Source organism: Acuticoccus mangrovi (assembly GCF_016411865.1).
GTDB classification, from domain to species: domain Bacteria; phylum Pseudomonadota; class Alphaproteobacteria; order Rhizobiales; family Amorphaceae; genus Acuticoccus; species Acuticoccus mangrovi.
In genome coordinates this window covers 1-19770 of record NZ_JAEKJA010000043.1, presented here as the reverse complement: position 1 = coordinate 19770, position 19770 = coordinate 1, and the positions used below count along the sequence as shown (strand labels likewise).

General features: G+C 65.4%; 21 protein-coding genes and 2 pseudogenes. 4 read left to right on the top strand and 19 right to left on the bottom strand.

From position 1 onward, the window contains the following. Positions 1-469: 469 nt before the first annotated feature. Positions 470-955: a hypothetical protein gene (locus JCR33_RS24320; RefSeq protein WP_211110564.1), complete on the top strand. Its 486-nt coding sequence runs from the start codon at positions 470-472 to the stop codon at positions 953-955. A 654-nt stretch (positions 956-1609) separates the two neighbouring features. Here the strand turns inward: JCR33_RS24320 and JCR33_RS24315 are convergent. The 13 genes and pseudogenes from JCR33_RS24315 to JCR33_RS24250 form a co-directional block, all read right to left on the bottom strand. Then, on the bottom strand, positions 1610-3877 hold the full coding sequence (locus JCR33_RS24315; RefSeq protein ID WP_198884744.1) for a bifunctional DNA primase/polymerase: 2268 nt from the start codon (positions 3875-3877) through the stop codon (positions 1610-1612). Continuing rightward, positions 3877-4101: a DUF6511 domain-containing protein gene (locus JCR33_RS24310; protein WP_198884743.1), complete on the bottom strand. Its 225-nt coding sequence runs from the start codon at positions 4099-4101 to the stop codon at positions 3877-3879. Before JCR33_RS24310 ends, JCR33_RS24315 begins: the two co-directional genes overlap by 1 nt. Beyond that, positions 4098-5828, bottom strand: coding sequence for a DEAD/DEAH box helicase (locus JCR33_RS24305; protein WP_198884742.1), 1731 nt, complete (start codon positions 5826-5828; stop codon positions 4098-4100). Before JCR33_RS24305 ends, JCR33_RS24310 begins: the two co-directional genes overlap by 4 nt. Then, complete coding sequence (locus tag JCR33_RS24300; protein ID WP_198884741.1) at positions 5822-6760, bottom strand: PD-(D/E)XK nuclease family protein; 939 nt, start codon at positions 6758-6760, stop codon at positions 5822-5824. Before JCR33_RS24300 ends, JCR33_RS24305 begins: the two co-directional genes overlap by 7 nt. Continuing rightward, positions 6760-7137 (bottom strand): hypothetical protein, encoded by a 378-nt coding sequence (locus tag JCR33_RS24295; protein ID WP_198884740.1) that lies wholly within the window; start codon positions 7135-7137, stop codon positions 6760-6762. Before JCR33_RS24295 ends, JCR33_RS24300 begins: the two co-directional genes overlap by 1 nt. Positions 7138-7193: 56 nt before the next feature. Next, a pseudogene (locus JCR33_RS24290) lies at positions 7194-7706 on the bottom strand (DUF669 domain-containing protein). An 11-nt stretch (positions 7707-7717) separates the two neighbouring features. Then, positions 7718-8494: an ATP-binding protein gene (locus tag JCR33_RS24280; protein ID WP_198884737.1), complete on the bottom strand. Its 777-nt coding sequence runs from the start codon at positions 8492-8494 to the stop codon at positions 7718-7720. Beyond that, positions 8494-8775: a hypothetical protein gene (locus tag JCR33_RS24275; protein ID WP_198884736.1), complete on the bottom strand. Its 282-nt coding sequence runs from the start codon at positions 8773-8775 to the stop codon at positions 8494-8496. Before JCR33_RS24275 ends, JCR33_RS24280 begins: the two co-directional genes overlap by 1 nt. Then, positions 8772-9293: a hypothetical protein gene (locus tag JCR33_RS24270; protein ID WP_211110563.1), complete on the bottom strand. Its 522-nt coding sequence runs from the start codon at positions 9291-9293 to the stop codon at positions 8772-8774. The genes JCR33_RS24275 and JCR33_RS24270 overlap by 4 nt, the downstream gene beginning before the upstream one ends. Beyond that, a complete protein-coding gene (locus JCR33_RS24265; protein ID WP_198884735.1) occupies positions 9293-9637 on the bottom strand; it encodes a hypothetical protein in 345 nt (114 codons plus the stop codon). The genes JCR33_RS24270 and JCR33_RS24265 overlap by 1 nt, the downstream gene beginning before the upstream one ends. A 13-nt stretch (positions 9638-9650) precedes the next feature. Further along, complete coding sequence (locus JCR33_RS24260) at positions 9651-10247, bottom strand: sigma factor (RefSeq protein WP_198884734.1); 597 nt, start codon at positions 10245-10247, stop codon at positions 9651-9653. A gap of 105 nt (positions 10248-10352) precedes the next feature. Beyond that, a complete protein-coding gene (locus JCR33_RS24255) occupies positions 10353-11282 on the bottom strand; it encodes a helix-turn-helix domain-containing protein (RefSeq protein WP_198884733.1) in 930 nt (309 codons plus the stop codon). After that, positions 11251-12486: a hypothetical protein gene (locus JCR33_RS24250; RefSeq protein ID WP_198884732.1), complete on the bottom strand. Its 1236-nt coding sequence runs from the start codon at positions 12484-12486 to the stop codon at positions 11251-11253. Before JCR33_RS24250 ends, JCR33_RS24255 begins: the two co-directional genes overlap by 32 nt. Before the next feature lie 364 nt (positions 12487-12850). Between JCR33_RS24250 and JCR33_RS24245 the strand changes: the two genes are divergently transcribed. The 3 genes from JCR33_RS24245 to JCR33_RS24235 are packed head-to-tail and all read left to right on the top strand — an operon-like array spanning position 12851 to position 15005. Beyond that, on the top strand, positions 12851-13309 hold the full coding sequence (locus tag JCR33_RS24245; protein ID WP_198884731.1) for a DUF2924 domain-containing protein: 459 nt from the start codon (positions 12851-12853) through the stop codon (positions 13307-13309). Beyond that, positions 13306-14616, top strand: coding sequence for a recombinase family protein (locus JCR33_RS24240; protein WP_198884730.1), 1311 nt, complete (start codon positions 13306-13308; stop codon positions 14614-14616). Before JCR33_RS24245 ends, JCR33_RS24240 begins: the two co-directional genes overlap by 4 nt. Further along, positions 14613-15005 carry a hypothetical protein gene (locus JCR33_RS24235; protein ID WP_198884729.1) on the top strand — a complete coding sequence of 131 codons (393 nt, stop codon included), beginning with the start codon at positions 14613-14615 and terminating at the stop codon, positions 15003-15005. Before JCR33_RS24240 ends, JCR33_RS24235 begins: the two co-directional genes overlap by 4 nt. Positions 15006-15131: 126 nt before the next feature. Here the strand turns inward: JCR33_RS24235 and JCR33_RS25690 are convergent. From JCR33_RS25690 to JCR33_RS25685, 6 genes and pseudogenes are all read right to left on the bottom strand, one after another. Continuing rightward, positions 15132-15362: pseudogene (locus JCR33_RS25690) on the bottom strand (phage portal protein); the annotation flags it as partial. 75 nt (positions 15363-15437) lie between these two features. Then, positions 15438-16784, bottom strand: a complete 1347-nt coding sequence (locus JCR33_RS24225) for a restriction endonuclease subunit S domain-containing protein (protein ID WP_198884728.1) — start codon at positions 16782-16784, stop codon at positions 15438-15440. Between the two features lie 92 nt (positions 16785-16876). Beyond that, the gene (locus tag JCR33_RS24220) at positions 16877-18847 is read right to left on the bottom strand and encodes an N-6 DNA methylase (RefSeq protein ID WP_198884727.1); all 1971 of its coding nucleotides are present in this window, start codon (positions 18845-18847) and stop codon (positions 16877-16879) included. A gap of 6 nt (positions 18848-18853) precedes the next feature. Beyond that, positions 18854-19048 (bottom strand): hypothetical protein, encoded by a 195-nt coding sequence (locus JCR33_RS24215; RefSeq protein WP_198884726.1) that lies wholly within the window; start codon positions 19046-19048, stop codon positions 18854-18856. Positions 19049-19095: 47 nt separating this feature from the next. Continuing rightward, positions 19096-19272 carry a hypothetical protein gene (locus JCR33_RS24765; RefSeq protein WP_211110562.1) on the bottom strand — a complete coding sequence of 59 codons (177 nt, stop codon included), beginning with the start codon at positions 19270-19272 and terminating at the stop codon, positions 19096-19098. Then, positions 19230-19643, bottom strand: a complete 414-nt coding sequence (locus JCR33_RS25685) for a terminase gpA endonuclease subunit (protein WP_211110561.1) — start codon at positions 19641-19643, stop codon at positions 19230-19232. The genes JCR33_RS24765 and JCR33_RS25685 overlap by 43 nt, the downstream gene beginning before the upstream one ends. Positions 19644-19770: the final 127 nt, after the last annotated feature.

Here is a 19770-nt window from a genome sequence, read left to right as displayed (position 1 = left end):
GCGACCGCCGTAAGTGGGTCAGATTTGGATCGGCGTTGACACCAGTCCCAACCTCGCTGCTGGTCCCAACCCTGTCCCAACCTCCCGAGGGGGTTGGGGACACGAAAAGCCGTTCCAAAACAACGGTGTCCCCAACCTCACCCCATGGTCCCAACCTTTTGCTACACAGTCGTGTAGGAGAACGAAATTGGTCGGGAACATGCTTTTCTATACGAAAAGAGATGGACCCCCGTTGGGGACACCGAGGTTGGAACCACATCGGAACAAGGTATTGAGTTGAAAAAGGAAATTGGTGGCCCCAACCGCATTCAGTTTGGGACCACCCGTCCAAGGGTTGGGACCACAGCCACTCATCACCGCGGTCCACCGTTTGCCGACTTGCCTTGCCGTTTCCGCTTTCGGCAGAGCGCAGCGGATGCTATTTTTCAGGCGACCAGAGCCGAAGGCCCACCTCTTGTGAGCCTTCACGATGACCACCCCGATCCCCGCGACGACTCCGCGACTCGATGGCGGGCCGCTCCACACATCCTGCATCCTCGCACTCGATCTCGGCACGACGACCGGATGGGCCATTCGCGGCCACGACGGCCTCATCACGAGCGGCAGCGCGAGCTTCCGTCCTGGCCGGTTCGACGGCGGCGGGATGCGTTTCCTGCGCTTCACCAACTGGCTGACCGAGATCGAGCGCCTCTCGGGGCCGATTGCCGCGATCTGGTTCGAGGAGGTTCGTCGTCATACCGGAGCCGACGCCGCGCACGTCTTCGGCGGGCTGATGGCGACCTTTACCGCGTGGGCAGAGATGCGTGGCGTTCCCTATGCCGCCGCGATCATCGCGTCCTTCGTGGCGTTGCCCTTACCTGTGGCGTGGCGTTTCAGCGTTCCAACCGGAACGCCCTGGTACGGGATCGATCGCTGCTCGCACCAGGCCGACAGCGTCGCGAGAAAGCCGCCGTAGAGGTGCGCCGCGTCCGTCCCTGCATGTCGACGAACCTCTTCGAACCACACGGCGCCGAGCCCGCCGGCGTTCTCGGCGACCTCCTCCAGCCAGCTGCGGAAGCGGAGGTATCGCATACCGCCGCCGTCGTACCGGCTTGGCCGGAACGACACTGTGCCGCTCACGATGGTGCCCTCGCCGGTCCTGAGCGCCCAGCCGGTGGTGGTGCCGAGATCGAGGGCGAGCCAGGCTGCCCCGGCTCGAGATGCGTCCTGGTTGCGCGCGTTCGCGTTCGGCGCGGATGAGAATTGATCGGTCACGAGGACCTCCCTGGACGGTCGGGGCGCAGGCAGCGTCTGGTGAGGATCGCTGCGTCCGCCCGAACCCGGGATGGGATCAGGTCAGTGGTGCTCGGGGCACCGGGATCGTTCAACGCTTCAAGAGGAACTTCAGCTATCCGCACACGAGCCAAGTCCCTGACGGCGCTGAGGGTTCTGTATAAAATTCAATATATTCAATTATTCATACGACCACAGACTCTAGTTAGAACGCGCGCGCGAGAGGACATATGCTCCTCGATGAAAGATTGAATCATTGATCTTTCTCGAAAGGCCAATGATCTCAGATGGATGCTCGACTTTTGCCTTCGGAAGGATTGCCGCGGGTTGAAGTATTTCATCCGGCACCTGCCTCCGTCGCGACGAACACGGCGGCTGGCTTCGTTGCGGAGGGGACCATCCGGACCGCGATACATCCGGTCTCGGCCAGATCCGCGAGCACGTCGTCACGGTCTCGCCTCGGCAGGAACTGCGTCTTCCGCACGAGTTCGGACTTCGTCAAACCCCCGCCGCCAGCGGTGCGGATGATCTCCAGCACACGCTTGCGATGGCGCTCGTTGTCATTGTCGGCGACGTGGCGGTCGACCGCCAGCATGGTCCGCCGGCTGCAGTGCTGCGTCAGGCTGATGGCCCAGTGAGCGTCGCCTGCCTCGATCCGCGGTCGCTCGGGATCCCGACCGACCGCCACGATGAGGGCGAGCTTCGCCGCGTTCTCCGCTATGCGGGCGAGGACGGCCGTTCGGGTGGTGCCTCGAGCCTCTCGCAGCTGCCGCGTGACGTCCGCCCCCAGCGATCGGAAGACCTCCTTCGCCGCGCTCGCCATAGGCACTGTGACCGGCTCGACGCCCGTAGAAAGGCCGCTGCCAAGACCTGCGAGATTGCCCGCCGTTGACGCGCCGCCCATTGCGACGCGCCTCATCTGATCGAGCAAACCCGAGGGCGCCGACCGAATGCCCCGATCGACGATCTCCTCCGGGTAGTCCTCCTCGGTCTCCATGATCAGGAAACGCGCCAGGGACCCGTCGACGACGTTCGCCTCCTTCAACGCCGACCAGAAGTGGACAGGCGTGGTCGTCCCGTAGACGCAGAGGCACGGCTGATTGATGTCACGACGCTCGTTCTTGCCGTCGCGGTTCGCATACTCGGCCCCGAAGTAGACGCCGCCTGCGGCGGTGTAGAGCTCCGTCATGTTGTCGAGGATCTCGGTGATGTGGCGCGGGCTGCGGCGGCGATCCGCAGCCGCCGAAAGGAACATGCCGAACTCGTCGAGCTGCAGAAGCAACGCCGGCTGCCGGTAGAGCGCCGAGAGCAGCCCTGCGCCCGAGGCGATCTTGTTGCCACCGAGATACTCGACGAGCCCGGCCTCGAGGAACAGCTCGTTGATGATCTCCCGGCTGTGGTTCTTGCCCGAGCCGCTGTCTGCGATCCCGACGACGTAGAGGTTGCTGCGCAGATTGCTCTCGGTGCGAAACCGGCGCCCCATCAGTGCTCCGATGGCGCACAGGCTCGCGCCGAGCGACAGCAGAGGCTGGGGGCGGCGCGCCGTCGAGACCATGTACTCGGTCAGCTCGCCCACGAGCCCGTCCGGCATCGTCAGCTGGATCGGCGGCTCGGGCGCCAGGCCTTTCCGCGGGTCCGCCTGCACCTTGGCGAGCATAGCGGCGGCCGGATGGGTTTCGCGCCTGGGCGTCGCGCCATCAAGGACGAGAGCCGGCTCGGGCTTCCACCCAGCGTCGAGACCCAGCCGATAGATCGTGCCCGCGCCGATCCGCTCGGGCTTCAGCCCGGCCCAGGTTTTCTCGGTGAAGTCCGGCTCATCCTTGCCGGACTGCGCCGACCACGCGACGAAGAGGTCGGTGCCGTCGTCGCCGAGCGCGCCCTTCAGCGCGAGCCCGACGCGGATCCAGTCGTCGTAGGCAAGATCTGCGTTGGGGACGTACGCCAACGCAGCGGCGATGGCCTCGCGAGTGCCCTCGCGGGACGTACTGATGCCATCACCAATGGACCGTCCCACGGACAGCCGCGCCGGCTTAACTTCGTCCGGCAGCATGGCGATCGCTTCGTCCAGGAACGCCTCCACAGCCGCGCGCTCGACCACGGGCAGATCGCTGAGGTCGCGGTCGGCCGGAGGGCCATTCGGCCAGTCGTAGGGCCGGCCGGTGTCCGGATGGATCGCGTGCGCGACGAACTGCTGACCTTCGCCGAGGATCTCGAGCGGGGCGCGGCGGATACCCCGGAAGGGCTCGGTGGCGCGATAGACGAGCAGCCGCTTCGGGGCGCGTCCGATGCGGCGGAGCGGCGTGTCGCCCAGCCGCTCCCGTGCCAGCTCCTCGATCGCGCTCGCAAGCTCTGGCACCTCAAGGTCGATGTCGACCGCGACCACGGTCCCGCAGACGATCCCGACGCCAGCGTCCGGCCACTCGCGCCAGATCGCCAGCTCATTCTCCGTCGTCGCGCGGGTAGCGTGGCGGGGCCAGTCGGGATAGTCCGACCAGAAGCCGCTGCGGTATCGGCCGGGCTTCTTCGTGCCGGGCTGGATGGGAAGGATCGGCCACCCGTTTGCCACCAGCGCGCCACCGAACTGCGCCATGAAGCTCGCCGCCATCAGTACGGCACCTTCTGGGCCATGCCGTCGAGCGTGTCGCGGTCGGTCGCGGCGAGCTCGCGCAGCGTGTCGCAGTACCCGGTGACGATCGTCTCGATCAGCGCCTGCCACTCGTCAAGCGACAGAACCGCGAGATCGCTTTTGCCCAGGTCTTCGATATACGCGCCTCCAGCGTGTCCGCCGGCCTCCATCGCGGCCTTCTCGTTCGGAGTCGGATCGATCATGCCGCTTCTCCCTTGGATGAGTTGCTGACAGAGACGGCTGCAGAGCCGCCGACGGGATTGGTCCCGCCGCGGATCGGCAACGCTGTAGTGCGGATAGAACCAGCCGAACCCGCGCGGCTCCCGCCGGCAGACGGCGCAGAGGACGTGCTCTGGCATCGGTTGAACCTGTAGCGGACGATCTCGATGAACCGGCCCTTGGGACGGACCGCGATCTCCGACGGGACGATGAGCTGCCAGGCGCGCTCGAAGGCATCGGCGACGGACGTCGGGACCTGTTGACCAGAGGCGCGCCGCTGCCACCACGCGATGGCCTTCTGACGGGCGTAGCCGGTGTGCTCGAAGCAGACCCACTCGCTGTGGCGGATCATCCCGCACTGGTAATCGACGCGCAGCGACGGCAGCCCGTTGGGCTTCTGGTGCGGCCTGTATGAGACGCGGTCGACTTCGAGCCACTGCGGCTTGCCGCTGGTGAGGATCTCCAGCGTCGAGGCCTGGGTCTCGATCTCGACCTTTGTAGGCGGGAACGCGTGGCCGCAGTCGGGGCAGACCCGCACGGCCGTCGGCAGAAGGCTCTGGCAGTCGGGGCACTCCTTCACCGGCGCATCGCCGTCTCCCTCGCCAGGACGCTTCGGCTTCACGGCGTCGATGGGTCCGTGCCGCGCCACGTTGCCGGCGAAGTCGAGGACGAGACAGTCGGACTTGCCCGGCGCGAGGCGCGTGCCGCGCCCCGCCATCTGGACGTAGAGCCCGGTCGACTTCGTCGGGCGCAGCATCGCGATGAGATCGACGGCCGGCGCATTGAAGCCCGTGGTCAGCACGCCCATGGAGGCGAGCGCGCGGATCTCGCCGCGCTTGAACGATGCGATGATGCGATCCCGCTCCGCCTTCGGTGTGTCACCGAAGATCGTGGCGGCCGAGAAGCCCCGCTTGCGGATTGCCTCGGCGACGTGCGTCGCGTGCTCGACGCCGGCACAGAACGCGAGCCAGGACCGCTGGTCGCGGCCGAGCGCCACCACCTCGTCAATCGCCGCGTCGGTCATCTCGGGCAGGTCGACCGCCGCCTGCAGGTCCTTGGCGACGAACTCGCCGCCGCGGGTGGCGACGCCGGCGACACTCAGTCTCGTTTCCGCGGCCTTGCTGGTCAGCGGCGCGAGATACCCCGCGTCGATCAGCTCACGAACTGAGACCTCGAACGCAATGTCGGTGAAGAGCGCACCCTTGCCTTCGTGGAGCATGCCGCTGTCGAGCCGGTACGGCGTCGCGGTGAAGCCGATCACCTTCAGCTTCGGGTTGATCCTCGTGAGGTCATCGAGAAAGCGCCGGTACATCGTGTTCGAGCTCGACGGAATGAGGTGCGCCTCGTCGATCAGGACGAGATCGCACTTCTGGACGTCATAGGCCCGCTTGTGGATCGACTGGATCCCTGCGAAGAGCACGCGCGCCCCAAGGTCGCGGCGGCCGAGGCCGGCGGAGTAGATGCCTGCGGGGGCGTCCGGCCACAGCCCGATGAGCTCGGCATGGTTCTGCGCGATCAACTCACGGACGTGCGTGACGACGAGGATGCGCTGGTCAGGCCAGGCCTTCAGCACGCCCTCGATGAAGGACGCCATGACGAGGCTCTTGCCCCCGGCGGTGGGAATGACGATCAGCGGGTTGCCCTTGCGATCCTCAAAGTAGCCGTAGATCGCGTCAATGGCGGCGTGCTGATACGGACGCAGCGTCAGCATGCGATCGCCTCCCGTGCGTCGTTGATCCAGGTGGTGCCGTCGGAGAGCTGGTAGACGACGTGATCGTCGCCAACGTCAGCGACCTCGGCCGGCACGAGATCAGGGATGAAGAGATGCTTTGCGCAGGCCGCGCGCTGCGTGGCCATGTCGAGCGCTGCGTCCCAGCGGGCGCAGTGCCAGCCGCCCTCGACCGAGCTCGCGTGTAGGCACGAACGGCACGTCACCGCGACGGGCGCGCCGTCGTGGCAGACAGCGTGATGCGAGCAGAGCCTGCACTCCCACCAGGCGGGATCGTCCGAGATGCGAGACGGCGGACGAGCCGCGTCGATGACCCTCTTCGCCTTGGCGAGCAGCCGCTCGCCGGCTTCGCGATCGGCGGACACCCGCTCGACGTGGAGATCGTCGGTGTCCTTGCAGACCGCGACGTAGAGGGCGCGCGTCAGGCCCGTCAGGTGCATGTAGACCTGCATCTGCGCGGCGTGCTGCGGCTTTGCTTCGACGACGCCCTTCGCCACCAGCTCACGAAAGCTCTTCGCGGAGTGCGTCTTGAACTCGACAACGTGCCAGGTGCGCGGGGCCTCCAGGAGTCCGAGCGCGACGGCATCGAGCGAACCACCGAAGTGCCCGCCGTGCGCTTCGACGCGCCATTGGCGACCAGTCGCCGGGTCGACGTCGAGGACGGTCGCGCCGGTGCGCCGGAGGTTGCGGACAAGCCGGGCCTCCTCGAGCTGGCCCGTTTCGAATAGGCGCAGGATCCGGCCGGGAAAGCGGGCGGGTGTCACCCAGCGGAAGTCGTACCAGAGCGCGCGCTCGCACGACTTGCCGATCAGCGACGCGCCGAGGTGTGGACGGAACCCGTCGTCCCGGTCGGCCTCGTAGGTGGCGAAGATCGCCTCGCGCGTGGGCGATTGCGGTTCGGGAAGCGGCGCCATCAGTTGCGCTCCTCCTTGCCGAACGTCTGCGCCTGCTCGACGATCACTTCCCAATCGGCCGGATCGAAGTAGGTTCGCGCGAGTGCGATGATGCGGTCCTTCAGCTCCGCGCGCGGATCGGGAAGGCCAGCGGCGACGGCGATGAGCTCGGCGCGCTCCCGCTGGAGGTGGCGCATTGCGGTCCGGGCCTTGTGGTACCAGTCGGCGTCGAGCCGGCCGCGGCGCTCCTGGCGCCGCATGTCGGCGGCAGCAAGCTGCGTTTTGATCTTCTCGATGGCGTCGTCACGTTCGGCGATCTTCGCGCGAACCGCCGCCCGCAACTCCTCGGGCGTGTTCTTCGTCTGCGAGATCGCGATGGGATCGTTGAAGTCGAGCATGGGGGCTCCTTCGAAGGGCGGAGGAGAGGCGCCCGCTCGCGCGGACGCCATACTGATCAGGACGAGCGCTTCCAGGGCGCGTTGGCGAAGCCGCCGGGCTGCGCGGGCTTCGCTGGGGCGGTCTGCTGCGGGCGCGGGGGCGCCGCTGCCTTGGGAGAGGCCGCGGGCGCCTGATCGAGCGGCCGGTAGCGGATCTTGTTGCTCTCCCCGTAGCCGTTCTTCGGAGGCTGGACGGTCACGTCCGCCTGCAGCGGGATGAGGTGCAGCTGCTCGCTGTCCGTCACCTGCATCTTCCCCGTCGCGTGGCAGATCGCGGACAGCGTGCGCTGGGCGATCTCCACCGTCTGCGTGTTCGCGTTGACGAGATTCAGCCGGTCGAACAGCTTGCGGCCGACGTGCTCACCGTCCAGCACGTCGAGTTCCAGTCAGAGGTACTGGCCGAGCCCTTTGCTGGTCGGACGCATCTCGCTATTGACGATCTGCACGGTGTACTTGCCCGGCGGCAGCACCTCGTAGGTGGAGGTCGGATCGACGGTGCTGGCGTCGAAGGTCGTGCCGAGATTGGCCATCGGTCAGGTCCTCAGTCTTGTTCGGGGGCGGGTGCTGCGGCAGCGGCTGGGCCGGGCATCGCGTCGGCGAACGCCTGCCATTTCAGCGGCAGGACATCGGGCAAGCCGTAGCGGTTCTTCGCGAGGAAGGCGGGGCGCTCGGCGGTGTAGAGGACGCGCTCCCCGCTCCCGAGCGCGCGCGTCACCTTCTTGTTGAAGCCTACGTCCGACTTCACCGTGCTGATGCGGTAATTCGCGAACAGCACGACGTCCGAATGCTCCTGGAGGAGCGCCGCCGCCCGGGCGTGGAGCTTGATGACGTAGCGGTCGTAAGGCTCGTGCTCGGGACTATCGAAGCGCTTGATGTCGGTGTGCGCGATCTGGATGACCGTCATGCCGCATTCGTCGCGGAGCGCGTTCAGGCCATCGAGATACTGCCGCCAGAGGTCCAGCGCGGCGACGTAGCCCTTGCCGTAGCCGGGCTCCTCGATGGAGCCCCAGCGGTTGTCGGCACACGCCCGCTTCCAGACGAGCGGCTCCAGCCAGTCCACGCTGTCGACGACGACGGTGCGGAAGTCATGGTCCTCCGAGTAGAGCGCGGCGATCGCGCCCATCACGTCATCGAAGCTTGCCGCCAGCGGGAAGTGCGGGACATCGATCGTGCCGAGACCGTCCTCGGTCGCGATGACGACGGGATCCTCGGCGCCGGTCGCGAAGGTCGTCTTGCCGACGCCTGCGACGCCGTGGATGAGGATGCGCGGCGCTGCAAAGGCAGCGCTGCGCTTGAGGGACGCGAGCGAGATCGCCATCAGCGATCGCCCGTCACTATATCGGCGGGACGGTCCGTGCCGATGGCGCCGGACTCGCGAGCGAGTCGCAGGAGACGGCGCAGCGCGTAGAGGCGATCGCTGGCGGCGTTCAGCTCGTCCTCGGCGAGGGTCAGGCTGAAAGCCAGCTCGTCGACCGTGGCATCGACCAGCGGCTTGGCGATCGGCTCGGCGCGCGCCGGCGGCTGCACCGGCACACGGATGGTCTCAGGGAGCGACTGGAGCGCGTAGTTCGACGCGCGCAGCTTGGCGAGATCGGTCATCGGGACACCTCGGTGTTCAGGGAAAGGCGGAAGGTCTGCTTGCCCGTGCGCACGGTGCGGGCGGGCTCGAAGGTCTTGGCGATCGCGGGCGGCCAGGCGGCGTAGCGGCGCTCGGGGACCTTGAAAGTCGTCTCGACGTAGTCGACGGGGTCTTCGCCGGCGGAGCGGATGCGCTCGACGATCTCTCCGAGCGCGGATTGGTCCCAATCGACCCGCTTCGGCAGGTCGGCGACGATCGTCACGGCACCGTCCTCGAAGCGGACGGTGCCGGTGTCCTTGCCGTCGTCGAGGCGGGCGGCGTTGGCGCGCTCGGCGAAGCGCATCGCTATCGCGCTCTCGACCCACTCCTTCGTGCGCTTGGCGGCGTCGAAGGCGGTCGTCGCCTCGTCCTGGAGCAGCGCGAGATCCTCGGCGGGCAGCGCGGCAATCTCGCCGACCTGCATCCGGTCGAGATCCGCGAGCCGGACATGGTTGGGGCGTGCGTCCGCGCGGACGGACGCTGGCGTTGCAGCCGTCATCAGGCAGCCTCTTCGGTCATGAGTTGGGAGAGCGACACGCGCTTCTGGCGGAGCTTCGGGCGCGCGATCGCGAGGTAGGCGAAGCAGTCCGGTGCCAGCCGGCGCTGCACGAGGTGGACGAGCCCTTGCTCGGCGGCCCACATCGCGCGGCGGGACATGCGCAGGAGCTCTTCGCGCTGATCGTTCGGCAGCCGCGAGGCGGCCGCCACCGTGTCCAGCGCGAGGAAGCCGCGGTGGTACTCGAGCGCCGCACCGGGCGCGGCCTGGCCGATCCAGCCGCACAGCTCGATCTCGCTGAGCGGCGCCGCGGGCCGGGTGAAGTTGATGATGTTGGAGTGGGGCATGATGAGCCTCTACTCACGCGGCTCGAAAAGCGTCCCACCGGGGCAGCAAACCCTCGGCGGCGAGGACCATCCGGAGTTCGCGGACGCGGCGGTAAAGGGACGTGCGGGCGCCGAAGCCGGCGTTCGCCAGGCGATCGACGGACCGGTCCGCGAGCGCCGCGCAGAGCGGACGGTCGCGCATGGCAATGCCGGCGATGGCGCGGTCGACGTCAAACCGTCCGTCGATCTGCTCGAAGTGGTCGACCCGCTGTCCGTGCCAGGCGCCGAGCCCGTCTGCCTCCGAGAGCTGATCGGCGAGCGAAGTGCGATTGGCGTCGGCAGCCGGAGCGTCGACGGACATCGGCCCCCCGGCGGTGAGGCGCCGCTGGCGAGCGACCGTCTCTGCGATCCGGACCGACCGGTTACGCATCACCAGGCCGGCGAACGCGCCCAGGCTGCCGCGCTCAGGGTCAAACCCCGGCATCCGGGCGATCAGGTCGGTGAGGAGGTCCTGGCGAAGGTCATCGAGATCGGCTGCCGGAAGTCGCAGCTTGCGGTGCAGCCGACGCGCGGTTGCGTCCGCTTCGCGGATCAGGGTGTGTATGTCGTCGGGCGAGAGAGGGCGGTCCATGCGCGGGCCTCGGTCGTTGCTGTTGACCGAGAAGGTGCCGGCTCACCCGCCGCCGTAGGTGTGTTTCGCGTGTGCTTTGTGTGTGAAGTTTGTGTGCTCCGGCGCTCAGCGCGTCAGGATCACCTCCGACGGGTCTAACCCGACCCGGTAGCCGCGATTGCGCACGGTCCTGACGAGTCCGTCCGCCTCTTCCGCAGACAAACACCGCGCGATCGCCTTCCGCAGATCGCGCATCACCCCACGGGCCTCGCGTTCAAAGCGATGCTCGATCTCCTGACTGCGAAGGACAGGATCGCGCTGATCGACTTGCTCGGCCAGCATCCGGAACGCGGAGAACATCTGCGGCGGCAGATCGATCGCCTGGCCGTCGAACGTGACCGAAGATGCAGTGAGGTCGACGACGAGACGCGTGGCTCCAACGGTCGGCGATAAGCGCTCGACCCGAAGCCGCTCAACGTCCGCCTCATCCCGCTCCATTACGTCGGCGATAGCGTGCGCAGCGAACCCCATTTCGGTGAGTCGGAGCCCGTCAGCCGGCCCGCACTCAGTGGCGAGGACCGACACGGGGTCCCCAGCGGCGACGGACTTGAGTGCCAATGACGTCCCGGGCCCAAACAGGATTTGCGCATCGAGGCAGGCCACGACCGCACAACCAGCCGGCGTTCTGCCGAGAAGCCATATACCTTCGCCGATGGGACTGACGCCGCCGATCAGTCCGCCCGACGCCGCAATTGCGATCGCAAGCCGCTCGGGCTCGATCGCAAAGCGCCGAAGGTCATCGCCGGCAAGCACCTCGTCCTCGTTCGGGTCGTGAGGGCAGCAGGCGCGAAGTTCGTCACCCACCGTTCGGATCGGGCGGGCGTCGAGACCGCAGTCACAGTGGGTGCAGACCGGCCAGGTGTCAGCGCGGCGTTGCTCGATCAGGACTCGGGCCCGAAGAAGTCGTTCGACCTCGGCTTCCGAGAAGCGGCGAAGCGCACGGCCGGAGACCTTCGGCCCGACCTCACTCAGCCGCTTCCACAAGAACGAAAGCATCGCGGTCGACCTCCAGACCGTTGCGGGCGACGAGAGTGTGGATCGCCTTCTCGAACCGGGTGCGGCGGAAAGCGAGCGTGCCTGGCGGCTTCAGCCGGACGGTGACCTGGGCCGGGCGCTTGGCCCCGACGTCGAAGAACACGCGGAATGTGATCTCGCCAAGCCGCCAAGCGCGGCCGAGCGGCACACCAGCGCTCCGAAGATGCTGGAGGGCAGAACCTGACGCGTCCTTCGACTCGAGGCTTCGGACGAACTTGAACAGCTGCTCGTCCTCATTGCGTTCGTAGAGGAGCGCCGTCGCCGCGACGATGCGAACCTCCCTGATCCGCTCGTCAAAGCCATGATCGAACGTGAAGTCAGACCCGACTTCGGCGATCGCGTCGAGGGTATAGATGTCCCGCGCATCATTGCCGGCGAAAAACCCCGGCCGCCCGAGAATGTGCGTCGCGAATGCTTCGGCGACGTCGGACTGGCGGGCCTTCGCGACGCCGCCGATCCGCAGGAGCCCTTCGGAGGCGGAGTAACGCAGCGTCGCGTACTTCATCGCCTGGATGGGGATCACCTCTTCCCGGTCACCGGCGACGACCGGCATCGTCTTGATCGGTGCGCCGTGGCTCACCACGACGCTGATCTCGTCGTCGTTCTCGTAGGGCGTGATCCGGCAGAAGTCGCCATGAAGGTCTTCCGCGAGGAGCCTCCGGATTGCGGACTTCAGGGCGTCCGTCGTCTCTTCTGTCAGATCGGCATCGGCGTCACGATCGGGACCGCGAAACTCGGCCATAGCCGTAGGCGCACGGAGCGCCTGGAAATCGGCGGCCGCCTCGAAGACGCTCGGGTGGTTGAGGTAGGTGTACAGCGCGACGTGCTTCGCCTCATACTTCGTCGGCGGCGCGTCGTCGGCACGCTCCGCATCCGAGTAGAGCACGATCCCCTGCCGGCGCGCCTCGCCGAGGATGAGCTGCAGGCCGCTCTCTTTGCCCAGCTCCTTCACCCGGTGAAGATCCGCGATCATCCCTTCCGACCAGTCCGTGACCGGCGCGTGAAAGTACTCCGTCAGTGCGGCGCGTACTCCTGCCGAATTGCCGTCGAACGCGACCGGGCTGTCGCCGTCGGCGAAATGCCGGGCGAAAAGCGCCCGCATCAGGTCGAGATCGATGTTGGCGAGGAAGCGTTTGCTCGTGAACTTCTGAACGTCCGAACCCATACTGAACCCTCTCGAACACACTCGTTTGTTCCGATTGTGTTCTACCGAGGGCGGCAACCAAGAGTCGAGTCCGGGTCTGGTCCATCCACACCCTCCACGGGAGTGGGACGTTTTCGTGCGCGCATGCGTAGAGGCAATGGGCACCCCGACGTCGAGGCCGCCCAATGTATCGAGCACCAAATCCTCTCCCTCCGGATCGCATGACTGCCGCCGAGCGTCGCCGCGAGGTGTGCGCCATCCTCGCGCGCGGCGTCATCCGCCTCCGCCAGCGCGACGCCCAAGCACATGCAGAAGAAGGAGAAATTGGCCTTCACTTCTCGCCCGCCGAGAGCGTGCATGCGAACCGCCTCAACCGGAGAACCGCATGAGCCAGACTGACGGCATCCCGGCGCGCCTCGCCGCGCTGAAGACGACCCCAACGCCAGAGCTGAAAAAGCAGTGGCGCGAGCTTTTCGACAGTGAGCCACCTGCCTTCAACCGGCGCTACCTCGAAAGCCGCCTGGCGTACCGCATCCAAGAGTTGACCTATGGCGGCCTAAAGCCAGAGACGATCAAGCGCTTGGAGCGGCTCGGCGAAGAGCTCGACGGCGGCGACCGCGTGAAGAGCCGCAAGCGGGCCGACCACTCCGACAAGCCCATCACCGGGACGCGGCTGCTCCGCGAGTGGAAGGGCGTCGAGCATGTCGTGACCGTTCTGGCCGACGGCTACGAGTGGCAGGGCCGGCCGTACAAATCGCTTTCCGCAATCGCTCGCGCGATCACCGGCACGAGGTGGAATGGCCGCGTCTTCTTCGGCCTCAAAAACCAGAGGCGGTCGGCATGAAGGACGCGACGAAGCCGAAGCGCCGTTGCGCCGTCTACACCCGCAAGTCCTCCGAGGAAGGGCTGGAGCAGGAGTTCAACTCGCTCCACGCCCAGCGAGAAGCCTGTGAGGCTTATGTGGCTAGCCAGAAACCCGAGGGCTGGGTGCTGCTCCGCGGCCAGTACGACGACGGCGGTTTCTCCGGCGGCACGCTGGAGCGGCCGGGGCTGCAGGCGCTGATCGCCGACATAGAGGACGGGCTGGTCGACGTCGTGGTCGTCTACAAGATCGATCGCCTCTCCCGCTCTCTCGCCGACTTCGCCAAGCTGGTCGAGGTGTTCGACCGGAACGGCGTTACCTTCGTGTCGGTCACGCAGTCGTTCAACACGACCACGTCGATGGGGCGACTGACGCTGAACATCCTGCTGTCGTTCGCCCAGTTCGAACGGGAGGTCACCGCCGAGCGGATCCGGGACAAGTTCGCGGCCTCGCGGGCGAAGGGCATGTGGATGGGCGGCTGGGCGCCGCTCGGCTACGACGTGAAGGACCGCAGACTTGTGGTGAACCCGGCCGAGGCGAAGACCGTGCGCATGATCTTCGAGAGGTTCGTCGAAGTCGGCTCGGCGACCGTGCTGGCGAACGCTCTACGCGCCGAGGGCTTCACGACCAAGCGGGGCAGCCCGATCGACAAGAAGTACCTGTACCGGATGCTCAACAATCCCGCCTACGTCGGCGAGGCGGTCCACAAGAGCGTGAGCTATCCTGGCGAGCAGGAGGCGATCGTGGATCAGGAGCTTTGGGAGAAGGTTCAAACGATCCTTCAGGAAAGCCCGCGTAAACGCGCCGCGCGGACGCGCGCCGAAACTCCTTCGCTGTTGAAGGGGCTGCTCTTCGGTCCCGATGGCGCTGCCTTTTCGCCGAGCCATACCCGGAAGGGAGATCGGCTATACCGTTACTACGTCAGCCAGACGGTGCTGAAGCATGGCGCCGGGTCGTGCCCCGTTGGACGCGTGCCGGCGGGCGACATCGAAGCGGCGGTCATCGATCAGTTGCGGGCCGTGTTCCGCCAGCCCGAGATTGTTGCGGGAACATGGAAGGCGGCTTGGCAGGAGGACCACGAGATCACTGAGTCACATGTCCATGCCGCTCTGCACCAGCTGGACCCGACTTGGGATGAGCTGTTTCCCGCCGAGCAGGCCCGCATCGTGGCGCTGCTGGTCGAGCGGATCGACGTCGGCACCGAGGGCCTGAACGTGCGGCTACGGGTCGATGGCTTGGTCGGACTCGCGCGCGAGATGGGCGTTGGTGGAATGGACCGCGCTGCATGACCCGCGCGACGCCAATCCCCGACACCGTAACGGTGCGCGTCCCGTTTCGCGTCGTGAAGCGCGGCGGGCGGAAGGAGATCCGGCTGCCGGATGGGGCCACCCACTCCCGTCGGACAGACAGCACCCTCGTCAAGGCGCTGGCGCGTGCCTTCCGCTGGAAGCGGATGATGGAGTCGGGCGAGTTCGCGACCATCTCGGAGCTGGCCGAGCGCGAGGGGATCGCGCCGTCCTACATGACCCGCGTCCTGCGCCTGACGCTGCTCGCACCCGACATCGTGGAGGCGATGCTCGACGGCAGGCAGGGGCCGGAGGTGACGGTGGCGCGGGTGCTGGAGCCGTTTCCAAGTCGGTGGCAGGACCAGTTCACGAGCTTTCGGCTGGCAGCTTGAGTGGAAGGCGATGATTGGGTCTCGGACGGTCACGGTAGCCGGCGAGCTCTCGCCGCTTTCGATCAGCGCGCGAGGCCATCGTCTGCAGCCGCTCGCGCACGGCTCGGTCTGGGTAAGTGGATTAGGCTCGATCCCGGTGCCGACGACGTTGCCGACGAGACTGTCCACCGCCGCCGCGACCCACCGGTTGTTCCGCGCATACCACCCGGCCCGCCGGGCCGCCGTGGTCGCGCCGGCCAGGATCGCCGCGTTCAGCCCAACGACCGCCCGCGCGCCCTCCCAACGCCGCCCACCACCCGCAGCGTCTAAGCCGCGAGCCCGCGCGAGGCCGAAAAGGCGATGGAGGAGGGTCCGCATAGGCTGGAGAATCGCCCGAAACGGACCCTCAAGCTATTGTGAATGTTTGGGATGTTCGGCCGTAGTCTCTGACGGCTACTTCGAAGCAGTCTTCCGGGATAGGAAATCCGTGATCTCCGCTTCTGCGGTATCAGCTATCGCATTCTCCCTCTCATCGGCTTCGGACCACAGTTTGAACGCTTCCTCGGCAAGATCCGAAATTTGCTTCTCAATTTCGGGCGTCAGTCGTGGAATCGAGAACCCTTTCAAGTCTTCGACTTCGACATGAGGAATGCTGGAGCCGTAGGCCAATGCCTTTGCTCTTGGGCGGCCAAGCGATGAGTGACTGATAGCGACGTAGAGGTACCCGGGCCTCAGGTCTTCGCTAGGCGCGATCCGGATGACATCGTCTGATACCACCTTCCCGGCATGCTGTTCTGTTGCCATGGCGACGGAGCCGAGCAAGCCGTAGACTTGGCCAGAACGAGACATCATGATCCAACCTGGTTCCACACGACCGTTGTTTTTGTCGGCGATGCCGGCTGCAGATATGCGGCGGTTGTAGTCGGGGTTGAGCTCGAAGATTTGAGAGCTGTCGATGAGCTCGACGCCATCTTCAGCGGGTATGCGTTTGAACCTATTCGGCAGCCAGACTTCACATCCAGCCTCCTCCAGGGTCGTCCAGCCCTTACAGGACGCGTTTAGTCGCCGTTCAATTTCTTCTTTTTCGGGATTGTGGCTCCAAGCGTCGAAGCGGCGCCTATTCCTAAACAGTGCTTCGCTTGCCCGCCGAATGAAGGCGGAGGCATCTGCAGCAGTCTCACTGGTCGGGAACTGCTTCTCGAACAACGCCTCTGCTTCGTTGATCTTCAAGAACGCCTGATTGCGGCTATCCAGAATTTTTTCGGTGGCCGCCTGGCATTCGGTGATAATCCGGGGAACACTCGGGGTGATGATCGGCAGTTCGTCAAGGTGATGGGTTTCAAGATGCTTGATGATGTGGCCGTACTGGGCGGCCTTCATCATTTCCCTCACCGTTGGCGCGCGCAAATATGCGTAAATCCAGCCCCACCAGTCCGGGTCGATCGCATCGATACGGAGAAGGTCATCAGAGATGATGTGTCCAACGTGTACGGAGTGCGCCAGAGTTGCACGTCCCACGCTGCCAGACCTGGTCACCAAAATTTCGCCGCCGTCGACCTCCAGCGCTTTCGGTACTTTGATTTTTCCGAGTGAAAGAAAGCGCCGCGAAAACGGTCTAACGTCGAATATCTGAGTCGCAGAAAGGTAGGGCTTTCCGAACTCTTGGGAGACCACTGTTCCCTTCAACCGCGAAGGTTGCGAGATATTTGCGACGGTATGCAACCGCGCCCATCCGCGTTCCTTTGCCTCGATGGAAATCCGGGTCCCATAGCCTGACGCAAGATAATTCTCAGCTTCCATGCGGCGCGCGCCACGAAAGACAAGCGACGCCTTCAGTGACGTCGATTTGACCTTGTGCCAGTTCCAGTCGGTCTTCTGCGCCCGTGGCGGCGTCAGTCTTGCTCGGACAGCCACGTTCTGAATGCCTGAGCGATCTGCAGTGTATTGTCGTCGATGACCTTCCGGCGCGTCCGCTGCTTCTTGTAGACGGGTTTGCCTTCCTCGTATTCCTTCAGGGTTTCTTCGATCTCTTCGACGATCTCGTTGCCCTTCTTGTCACGGACATAAGTTACGTTGCCGCGCTTGTCGTGACCGATGTGGTTGGCCACGGCCATGAAGACCTCGTAGTCGTTCATCCGGCCGGCGGCAGTTTCGACCGCGATCTCCTCATCAGTCTTGCGCTCAAGGACGAGGACGCTGGTCTGGACGCTGACGTGGGGCTGGAAGGTGTCGGGGTGAAGATCGATACTGGCGAGCACTCGGGTGTTCTGAAGGATCCACTCGCGCACGTATCCGAGGCCCGGCGAGCCGAGAATGCCGTCGGGGAGGACAATTGCGCACCGGCCCGTCCCTGGCTTCAGGAACTTCACGCAGCGCTCGATAAAGAGGATCTCGGGCGGCTGGGACTTCTGAACAGCGTTCGTCCGGGTCCAGCGATCCGTGTCCGCGTCGTAAGACCAGATGTGGCCAAGGTCGTATGCCTCCAGGATCGACGGCTCGTCGATGGGAATCTTCGAGCCGAACGGAGGGTTCGTGAAAATGAGGTCGACCTGCCCCATGATCTGGCGCGCGCGGAGGTCGTCATCCCACGTTGCAGGCGCTTTCAGCGAGTTGGCCTGAAACAGCCCGCCAGCGCCATCATTGTTCATGACCATGTTCATCTTCGACGCTTTGACGAGGTTCGGGTTCAGGTCCATCCCGACGATGTAGTTCTGGGCGAACCGCTGGACCCGCTGTCGGATAGCGGTCTCGGCGCGTTCGACGTCGCCCCACTTGCTGATCTCGGCACTGCGGATCTTCTCAATGACGTAGTTCATGGCTGTGATGAGGAATCCGCCGGTGCCGCACGCCGGATCCAGAATGACCTGCCGCTCGCCAGGATCGAGCATGGCAACGGTCATCTGGCAGATGTTGCGCGGAGTGAAGAACTCGCCCCGGTCGCCACGGAGATTGGAACCGACGATCTCCTCGTAGGCGCGCCCCTTCACGTCGATGTCGCTCTCCAGGAGCGAGTACATCTGAAGCTGGCTAACGATGTAGGCGAGAACTTCGGGGTTCAGTTCGATGGCCTCGTTCTCGCGGAAGATTGTCGGATATTCCGCCTTCACCTCATTGAAGAGAGTATCGAGGCGCTTCTTTGCCTTGAGGCGGCCGTTCAGGCCATGACGCTCCTTGGATGTCGCGTAGAACTCGACCTCATCTGAGCTGCGTTCGTCATGAATCTTGCAGAAGATGATCTTCAGCAGTTCCCAGAACGCCTCGGGTTTCTGAAGCCCTTGGTTGCCGGCGATATAGTTGTGGCAGCGGCGGAACGCGAAGAGCAGCGCATCCGACGAAGCCGCCTTGAGCTGATCGAAGCGAGGGCGTTCAACCTCGTCTTCTGTGCGCCCCTTGCCGGGAATGTCCGGGATTTCCTCGAAGGCGATCTTTCCGTTCGTGTCGACCCGCCGATAGCAGAACCGCTCTACGCCGTTGGTCCACATCCCGTACGCCACGTTCGGACACGCCGACATGTAGCTCTGAAGCTGCCCAACACCCTCTTTCCTGTCGGTCGATTTGATCTTCTGCGATTTGCACTCGATGATGACCCGCGCACGATCTTGATCGTGCGGATCACCCTCGTCGAAGATGACAAGGTCAGCCCGCGGCTTTTTGGAGCCAAGGCGAAGGGTGAATTCGACCGATATCTCGGCCTTCTCGTATCCGTACTCGCGGACCAGCGACTTCGCGATCTCTTGTCGGACGTACTCCTCGGGGGTCTCGTTCCGTTGAGTGACGCCGTCGATGTAATCGAGTAGTTTGCCCTGCTGGACAATCACCGCCGCGGGCTTGATCAGTGTCAGTTGTGCCTCCGATCTACGCACGGCCGCTCACTCTCCCTCCTTGGCCACATTAGGCCACTGTTCAGAAACGGCTTTCTCGACAGTGCGCGCCAGCCAGTCCTGCATGGACGTGTCCTCGGCCGCGACGACGATGCGCAAACGGCGGTGCAGTTCCGGATCAAGCCGCACATGCACCATGCGCGGCTCATCCGGGCGCCTGGACTTGGCTGCAGCGCGCGCCACGATGCCCTCCCTGATTTGTGACTCTTGTAACATCGTGATTCGCGTAACTAAAGAACGAACTTGACGCGGATACCTCGCGTCATCCACACGGACAGGATCACCCGCGCGGCCTCGGCATCGGGCCCCACCGGCGCCGACGCCACCCCCTGCACCTCCTCGTTCAGCCTGAGCCCCATGCTGATCAGCCCGTGCAGGTCGCCGTGGGCGTAGACGAAGGTGTCCAACGCCTCATTGCGTTCTCCGTCGCGCATGGGTTGCAGGAACGGATAGGGCGCCCGCGCTCGAAGCGGGTGACGACGCGCTCGGCGGTCAGCTGGCGGAAGTAGTCGGCGTCGGGGCGGCGCGGGAAGTGGATTGCGCCAGGTCGGGTTCGGTGAGGCGCAGGCGGGCGTAGACCGCGTCCTTCACCGCGTCCACGCCGATGATGAAGAGCGGGATCTTGCCCTTGTTCGTGCGAGTCGGGCGGCGCGGCCAGACGGGGATGCTTGGTGTGGTGGCCGCCGGTGTCGATGGCGGCGGCGGGCACCGGCAGATCGAGCCCCGCGGGATGCAGGAAGGTCGCGTGCGGAGAGATGGAAGCCCGCGACGCGGCCATCGCCCTCGGCGGTCGCACGCCGTTCGCCCGCGGCAATTAGTCGGGGCTTCTCGTGTTCGCGATGGACGCCGCACAGGCCTCGCAGACTAGGCTCCGGACTCAATCAGCACCACCATCGGATGATGAT